Raw genomic sequence first — 8367 nt, 5'->3', positions numbered from 1 at the left:
AAATCAGACTATTCATTACTCCAATCCTCGGACTTAAGGGTAGAGGTCACTCTCAAACTGTCAACTGTCAACTGTCAACTGTCAACTGTCAACTGTTAAAGCGTCTTTGGGGTTTGTTACGAAAAATAAATGTTCCAATCATTGACAACTGCTATCTCTATAGATACGATTCACTTAGCGATCGCTAAAATTTCAGATTTCAAAAGATGCTGTTTAACTCCACATTATTTTTGGTCTTTTTGGTGGTGGTGGTGTATGTCTATTACTTGCTGACACCGCAATACCGACGTTGGTTTTTGTTATTGGCTAGCTACTGCTTTTATTGGGTGTGGAGCGTACCTTACTCACTCCTAATGGTTTTATATACCCTGCTAGCTTATACAACAGCTCGCATTATAGAGTCATCAACTAAAAACAGAGATAAAACTACTGCCTTAATTGGTTTTTTGGTTGTAGTTATAAGCACTCTCTGCGTTTTCAAATACGCAAACTTCTTCTCGGCTTCGGCACACTCCCTGTTTGGATTTTATCCTTGGCCTAAACTAAATCTACTATTACCTCTGGGTATTTCTTTTTACACATTCCAGACGATCAGTTACATAGTCGATGTCTACAAGGGCGTTACACCTGCCCAAAAGTCATTTCTCGACCTAGCACTGTACGTCATTTTCTTCCCTAATCTGGTTGCTGGCCCGATCGTCCGCGCCAAGACTCTCATGCCCCAGTTGACGTGCGAGTCACCGGTAGACTGGCTTGGGATCCGCAGTGGCATTGCCCAAATCATCTGGGGGATGCTGAAAAAAGTTTATATAGCTGACCCGATGGCATCAATTACCAGTGAGGCGTTTAGTGGGCCCCAGAGCGTTTCCGGGTTGGGGTTGTTACTAGCTACGTTCGCCTTTACAGTTCAAGTCTACTGCGACTTTTCTGGTTATTCAGATATGGCGATCGGTTCTGCCCGTCTATTCGGAATAGAACTGCCGAAAAATTTTGACAAGCCTTATATGGCCTACAGCATTACTGATTTCTGGCGCCGCTGGCACATTTCACTGTCAAATTGGCTGCGCGACTATCTTTACATTCCCCTGGGTGGCAACCGGCAGGGCCAACTCCGTACCTATGGAAACTTAATGATCACTATGCTGCTGGGAGGGCTCTGGCACGGTGCTGGATGGAACTGGGTTGCTTGGGGAGGTTTGCAAGGGGCAATGCTGTCAATGGAAAGAGCGTTTGGACTCTCCTCTGCACCTAAGTCGAAAGCCAGTTATTTCCTGCACTGGCTGTTGACCTTTTTTGTGATTTGTACTTCTTGGGTACTCTTTGCATCATCTGATTTGAACAGTGCGGGTGTGGTATTTCAGCGGATATTGACTTTTGCTGATGGCCGGATACCTATTGACTATCGCCCGATATTCTACCTGGCGCTAGTTTTGCTAATTCAATGGGGGGATCTGAAGCAACGATGGATGAGCTGGGCTCAGCTACACCCAAATTTGCTCAAGTGGATTGTTTGTACGATCGCAATTGCGCTGATATTTACCTTTGCCGGCGCCTCAAGTTCAAATTTCATTTACTTCCAGTTCTAATCGGATCGATCAGTTATGCTCCCAATATTTAATGACCAAGCACTTTCCCATATAAAAACCGCATTTCGCCGCACGACCGTAGACTTGTCAAAGCTATTGTTAGCAGCTTTATTATTGGAAGGAATGCTGCAAGTTATTGCTCCTGAGTACAAAAATAACGTTTACGATCGCGAATTTACAGGAGGTCGTCCCATCGCGATGAGCAGTGCGGGAAATCGCGGCCCCCTGCTGCCGGTTCAGAAACCCCCTGGCGAAGTGCGAATCCTCGGGATGGGGGATTCAACAACATTTGGGACTGGGATTGGTGCAGAAGATACTTGGCCAGCTCAACTAGCAACTGTTTTTCAGAAAAATGGTGCCAAAGCAACCTATATCAACAGCGCTATAGAAGGTTATACGGTCAAAGAAATTAACTATGTTTATCGCAACCAGTGGTCGGCCTACAAACCAGATATAGTAGTGCTGGCTGTAGACAACAACATGGTCTCAATGACGTGGTTTCGCCGCGAGGACAAAGGTGCACCGAAAAACCCCTATCTAGATCCTGCCCCTCAATCCAAACTGGACAATTTTAAAAACGGATTAAAACAAGTTACTCACGTCTTAGCTTCTCCTTCCTGGCTGAGAATCAACTCCCAAAAATGCTTGTACTTGCTAGGTTTATCAAATAACAACATCAACCCGGAAGTTCCTTTGGGCGCAACGGTAGCCTCTGGCTGGAAGCAGGCTAATGTGCCTCCAGATCTCCCCGAACGCGTTTGGAAGCAGTTTGAAGAAGATTTGAGCGTACTCCGAGACTCCGTTGCTGCTGACGGTCGATCGCTCGTTGTAGTTTACTTACCTGCTCGCTTTATTGCTTTTGACGGTTTTTTTGACAACGAGCAGCGAGTGCCAAAAAATCGGCTGACTATCGACGCGGGTAAGAGACTTGGGGAAATTAGTCAGTCACTCGGTGTAGCCTATCTCGATGGTACGGAACCAGTTCGTCGGGGTCGATCGCAAATTGCCGAAAAAGAAGGTCGTTCTGCTCCGATGTACATTAAGTTTGATAGTGTCCACCTTGATAAAGACGGCAATCAAGCTGTTGCTGAAGGGTTGTTCGATCTCGTTGGCAAATCTGAAAAAGCTCGATAAAATCTGTCTGTCGTGTGGATACCATATCCGGTAGATTACTATAACAAAAAGGGTTCGTAGTGCGGACTGAAGTCCGCAGTCTAAGGAATGAGAATTAAATAACTTCCACAAGTTTGTGGTGTGGGCGGGAGAGCCGCCCTTTTTGAACGGGCGGGACGCCCATCCCACAATAACAATTAAAATTGTAAGTTATTTAATTTGCGATCCTAAGAGCGGACTGAAGTCCGCAGTACGAACTTTATTTATTGGGGTTAATCGATCGCACACGATACGATCGCTAGTTTTAACGCCGGCGCGGGGCGGGAAGCCTCGCGCTATTTGACGGTTGCGGTTTTTCTTGCAGCTTCATGGTCAAACTCACCCGCTTTAACTTTTCATTCACCTCCAAAACCCGCACTTTCACAACTTGTCCGACTTTCACAACCTGTTTCGGATCGTCCACGAAGCGATCGGCTAATTGAGAAATATGAACCAAACCATCTTGGTGAACTCCCACATCAACAAAGGCCCCAAAGTTAGCTACATTCGTGATAATGCCTTCCAATTCCATCCCAACTAGCAAATCGGAGATTTCGTTAATTCCGGCTTGGAAAGTAGCATATTTAAACTCGGCGCGCGGGTCTCTTCCGGGTTTTTCTAGTTCGGAAATAATGTCTCGGAGTGTTGGTTCTCCGACTTTCTCGGTCACATATTTCTTGATATCTACAGTCTTGACTTTTGCCGATATTTGTGTTATTTCGGTCAGCGGCAAACTTAAATCTTTGGCGATCGCCTGGACAACAGGATAACTTTCAGGATGAACTGCTGTATTATCCAGCGGGTTTTCGCCGCCGCGAATGCGGAGAAATCCGGCTGCTTGTTCAAAAGCTTTTGGCCCGAGTTTGGGAACTTTCAGGAGTTGGCGGCGATTTTTAAAGGCGCCGTTTTCGTTGCGGTAATTGACGATATTTTTGGCAACTGTTGCTGTCATTCCCGACACAAATGTCAGCAATTCTTTGGAAGCTGTGTTTAAGTCAACTCCGACATAGTTAACGCAGCTTTCGACTGTTTCGTCGAGTTTCTTTTTGAGCAGTTTTTGGTCAACGTCGTGTTGATATTGACCGACTCCGATCGATTTCGGGTCTATTTTGACAAGTTCGGCTAAAGGATCTTGCAAGCGCCTACCGATGCTGACTGCGCCGCGAATTGTGATGTCGAGATCTGGAAATTCGGCGATCGCCACATCACTCGCTGAATAAATCGATGCGCCGGATTCGTTCACCATAACTTTAATCGGTTTTTTGTCCATATCTGCCAAAACTTCCGACACAAAGTCGTCGGTTTCGCGGGAAGCTGTACCGTTGCCGATCGCAATTAATTCAATTTTATATTTTTCAATCAAATGCTTGACAATTTTACCAGCTTGTTGTCTCTGGCCTGCGGCTTGGTGGGGGAAAATGGCTTGATATTCCAAAAACTGCCCGGTTTCGTCGAGGGCGGAAACTTTGCACCCGGTGCGAAATCCCGGATCGATCGCGAGTGTGGGCTTCATGCCCGCCGGCGCCGACAGCAGCAACTCGCGGAGGTTGGTTTCAAAGGTGGTGATGGACTCGATATCAGCCTCTGCTTTGTGGTGCGATCGCACTTCCGTCATCAGCGAAGTCTTCATCAGGCGGTTGAAAGCGTCCTTCAAGGTCGATCGATAAAACTCCTTAACTTCAGGTATCCTAGTTTTAATTTCCTGAGATTCCAAATAAGCCATCACCGCCGATTCATCAAAGGCTAAATCTAAATCTAAAACCCCCTCCGTTTCCCCGCGGAAGAGCGCCAACATATTGTGCGACTGAACATTTCTCGCTGCAATTTGGTAACTGCGGTACATTTCAAATTTCGTACTTCCTTCCGGGAAATCATCTTTAATTTTCGAGACAAAAACCCCCGTCTTCATTAAAAAATCTCGCAAATAAGCTCGGTATTCAGCTTTTTCGGAAATTGCTTCCGCCAAAATATCCCCAGCACCTTTGACAGCTTCTTCTGTTGTCTTCACTCCCTTTTCTTCCGAAATATATTTAGCTGCTTCCGCTTCGATATCGGCTGGTTTAGCAGTCGGCAAATTCAGACACTTAATAAAAATTGCCAGCGGTTCTAAACCTTTTTCTCTAGCAATTGTCGCCCGCGTCCGCCGCTTGGGTTTGTAAGGCAGATAAAGGTCTTCGAGTTCATTTTTTTGCAAGCACGACTCAATTTTGGCTTGCAATTCGGCCGTAAGTTTGCCCTGGGAGGCGATCGTCTCTAAAATCGACTTTTTGCGGTCTTCAATTTCCGTCAAATAGGTGAAGCGATCGGAAATATCCCGCAACTGAATTTCGTTCAGCAAATCGGTGCGTTCTTTGCGGTAGCGGGCAATAAACGGAATAGTTGCGCCCTCCGCAAAAAGTTCCAGAGCATTATTGACTTGAGAAAGATTGATGGAAAGTTCTTGAGCAATCAGTTGAGAAATGTTGAGCATAGTACAGAAGTTTGAGTCAATTACTGGCAGTTAATAAAATATTTATGAGTTCCGCGAATTAATAGGAAAATGAACCGCAGAGGCGCAGAGGACACAGAGGAGGAAATGAGATCAATAAGACTTTGAGAAGGTTTGCTGGAACGCCTTAGCAGTATTAAAATGATGTTAGCATAAATGCAGTCATTTCTCAATATTATATGTTTCCTTTTAAATATCCAGTGCCGCAAAGCGATCCGCCGCGATCGCCCAGAGAAACGCTGCCGACGATGTACGATTTACCTAGCGAAGATTCGGAGGAACCTGGGAAGCCAGACGAATTTCACGATTGGCAGCCGCAGTTGTTAACCCTGGCGTTTCGCCCTCGCAATTATCAGGCTTCTGAGATATTTAGCGGCACTGACATGAACCTTTATTATGACGTGCAGCACCCTCTGTGGCACAAACGCCCCGATTGGTTTGGAGTTGTGGGAGTTCCGAGACTGTACGATGGATCTGAACTGCGGATGAGTTACGTTACTTGGCAGGAAGGCGTGAATCCTTTTGTAATTGTGGAACTGCTTTCACCGGGAACCGAAAAAGAAGATTTAGGTGCAAATATCGATGACGAAAATTCAGGAAATCAGCCGAATGCTGCGGGTAACGGGCAAGTTTTGCAGGCGGAGACAAATGAGAAACCGCCTAGTAAATGGGAGGTTTACGAGCAGATTTTGCGGGTTCCTGTTTATGCTGTTTTCAGCCGCTATACTAACAGGTTGCGAGTATTTGTATTGAATGCCGGACACTATCAAGAATTAGAATTATCTGACTCGCGAGTCTGGATTCCGGATCTAGGTTTGGGCTTGGGTTTGTGGCAAGGGGAGTTTCAGGGAATCGATCGCCTGTGGTTGCGCTGGTATGATGTTGATGGCAACTGGATTCTGACTGAAGCGGAACAGCAACGGCAGCGCGCTGAGTCAGCGGAAGCTCAATTGCAGTCTTTGATTCAGCGGTTGCGGGAATCTGGCATCGATCCCGATCGATTTTTAAACCGTTAGAAAAACGGCGGTTGAAACCAGGTTTACACAAACGAAGTCCGCCTCCGTTTTTAAACCGTTAGAAAAGACGGCGGTTGAAACCGCGTCTACACAAACAAAGTCCGCCTCCGCGGACTGAAGAAGATAACGTATAGCGATTCTCAGAAAGATGAGGTACGTTGTTGGGCTTCAGCCCTCTTAGCGGTTTCAACCGCCCGATTTTCTTGTTTCTTGCTGACACTATTTGCCGTAAATCCTTCCGCGTAAGGAGATTGATGCAAATAAGCCTTACCAGCAGAACCAAAAAGTTGCAACTTACCCGAAATCACCGATCGCATAGCAGCGATCGCCTTTTCCATAACTTCCAACAAATCCGGATCGGACAAAGAATTGCTAGTTTTCAACACATCCATATAAGCATCGCGAACTTCCGTATTTACATTAAACTTAGACACACCTAATTTAATAGATTGATTAATCATCGATTCCGGCAAACCGCTAGCGCCGTGCAACACTAACGGCACCGAAACAGAAGCCCGGATTTTTGCCAAACGCGGAAAATCGAGTTTCGGTTCGCTGAAATATTTACCGTGAACGTTGCCAATTGTTACCGCTAAAAAATCCACCTTAGTTGCTGCAATAAACTCTACAGCTTCCACCGGATCGGTCATCTTGGCCGCTTTTTCTTCAATTGTCAAACCGTCCTCCGTGCCGCTAATTCTGCCGATTTCCGCTTCAACTACCGCACCGTTAGCGTGGGATAACTCAGTCATTTCGCGAGTAAATATCAAGTTTTGTTCGTAAGACAAAGGAGAACCGTCAGCCATGATGGACTTGATACCGGCGGCGAGGGCGAGGTGAATGTCTTTTTCTGAGGTGCTGTGATCTAAGTGTACTGCGATCGGCACGGAGGACTTGCGCGCTGCTTCCATGCAAAGCGCGACTAAAGGCGATTTTCCGTATTTGAGGGCGCTGGGGTGAAGTTGCAGCATCGCAGGACTTTGCAGCGCTTCGGCGGCATCGATGACGGCTTTTACTCCTTCGAGATTGTACACGTTAAAAGCGCCGATCGCGTAAGCATTTCTCCGGGCTGTGTTCAGCAATTCGCTAGTTGAGGCGAGCATAAGTACCTGGCTTAAAAACTTTTCCGTTGTCAGTTGTCAGTTGTCAGTTGTCAGTTGTTAGTTGTTAGTTGTCATCAGTCCTCAGTCATTAGTTAGGGAGCATCTCATTTTTGTAAAAAGCATTTTTTCTTTGAGTGCGAGCTTAAGAGCTCGCGAGTATTGTACAGCTCGCGAGCGGGGACAGCACTATAATAAATGCAAAACTGAGATGCTCCCATTAGTTAACTGTCAACTGTCAACTGTCAACTGTCAACTATTTTTGTGCATTACCAGCGTGCAAACCGCACTCTTTCATCGTCGATTCTTCCCACCACCAACGACCCTCGCGCTCGTGTTGGTTCGGCAATACTGGTTTCGTACAAGGTTCGCAACCAATGCTAACAAAACCGCGTTCGTGCAACTTATTGTAAGGCACTTCCAAAGCGCGAATGTATTCCCAAACCTCTGCCGAAGACCAGTTTGCTAAGGGGTTGAATTTAATTAATTCATGGTCTGGAGTTGAAAAAGCACCGTCAACTTCAATCACCGGAATACCGTTGCGGGTACTGGGACTTTGGTCTTTGCGCTGACCGGTAATCCAAGCATCGAGAGTATTTAATTTGCGGCGAAGCGGCTTGACTTTCCGCACGCCACAGCATTCTTTGTGGCCGTCTTCATAAAAACTAAACAATCCCTTTTCATCTACTAGGGCTTGTACTTCTGCTGAATCGGGAAACATTACTTCTAATTTAATGCCGTAATGTTTTCTAACTCGCTCCAGAAACTCATAGGTTTCTGAGTGCAACCGTCCCGTGTCTAGGGTGAAAACGCGGAAGTTTTTGGTAATTTTTGATGCCATGTCGATCAGAACTACATCTTCGGCACCGCTGAAAGAGATTGAAATATTGTCAAAATTGTCTAGGGCAAATTTGAGAATTTCTCGCGGTGTTTTTTGACTGTATTCTGCTTCCAGGGCGGCTATGTTGAGATTCTTCTGAGTGGCAACCATATTTTTGCGCGATCGGTGTTCTTTTTTTCTAACT

Annotated in this window: 7 protein-coding genes; 4 read left to right on the top strand and 3 right to left on the bottom strand. The window is 46.1% G+C overall.

Translation table 11 applies throughout. The features are described 5' to 3' along the window. From JGK16_RS17395 to JGK16_RS17385, 3 genes are all read left to right on the top strand, one after another. On the top strand, nucleotides 1–188 hold a 188-nt coding region (locus JGK16_RS17395; protein WP_293191499.1), incomplete at its 5' end, for a hypothetical protein. Between the two features lie 18 nt (nucleotides 189–206). Next, entirely contained in the window at nucleotides 207–1586 is a 1380-nt protein-coding gene (locus JGK16_RS17390) for an MBOAT family O-acyltransferase (RefSeq protein ID WP_293191497.1), read from the top strand. A gap of 15 nt (nucleotides 1587–1601) precedes the next feature. Further along, the gene (locus JGK16_RS17385; RefSeq protein ID WP_293175133.1) at nucleotides 1602–2720 is read left to right on the top strand and encodes a GDSL-type esterase/lipase family protein; all 1119 of its coding nucleotides are present in this window, start codon (nucleotides 1602–1604) and stop codon (nucleotides 2718–2720) included. Between the two features lie 283 nt (nucleotides 2721–3003). Here the strand turns inward: JGK16_RS17385 and JGK16_RS17380 are convergent, their stop codons facing one another. Further along, nucleotides 3004–5208: a Tex family protein gene (locus tag JGK16_RS17380; protein ID WP_293191495.1), complete on the bottom strand. Its 2205-nt coding sequence runs from the start codon at nucleotides 5206–5208 to the stop codon at nucleotides 3004–3006. 197 nt (nucleotides 5209–5405) lie between these two features. Between JGK16_RS17380 and JGK16_RS17375 the strand changes: the two genes are divergently transcribed. Continuing rightward, a complete protein-coding gene (locus JGK16_RS17375) occupies nucleotides 5406–6242 on the top strand; it encodes a Uma2 family endonuclease (protein WP_293191493.1) in 837 nt (278 codons plus the stop codon). A gap of 140 nt (nucleotides 6243–6382) precedes the next feature. On the opposite strand, the gene JGK16_RS17370 is transcribed toward JGK16_RS17375, so the two are convergent. Then, nucleotides 6383–7345 carry a class II fructose-bisphosphate aldolase gene (locus JGK16_RS17370; protein WP_293175139.1) on the bottom strand — a complete coding sequence of 321 codons (963 nt, stop codon included), beginning with the start codon at nucleotides 7343–7345 and terminating at the stop codon, nucleotides 6383–6385. A gap of 253 nt (nucleotides 7346–7598) precedes the next feature. Next, nucleotides 7599–8333, bottom strand: coding sequence for a phosphoadenylyl-sulfate reductase (locus JGK16_RS17365; RefSeq protein WP_293175141.1), 735 nt, complete (start codon nucleotides 8331–8333; stop codon nucleotides 7599–7601). Nucleotides 8334–8367: the final 34 nt, after the last annotated feature.

Origin of the sequence: Microcoleus sp. PH2017_09_SFU_O_A, from assembly GCF_020738625.1 — a bacterium.
In the GTDB taxonomy this organism is placed as follows: Bacteria; Cyanobacteriota; Cyanobacteriia; order Cyanobacteriales; family Microcoleaceae; genus Microcoleus.
The sequence above is the reverse complement of the archived record's forward strand: the minus strand, read 5'-3'. Positions and strand labels throughout refer to the sequence as shown.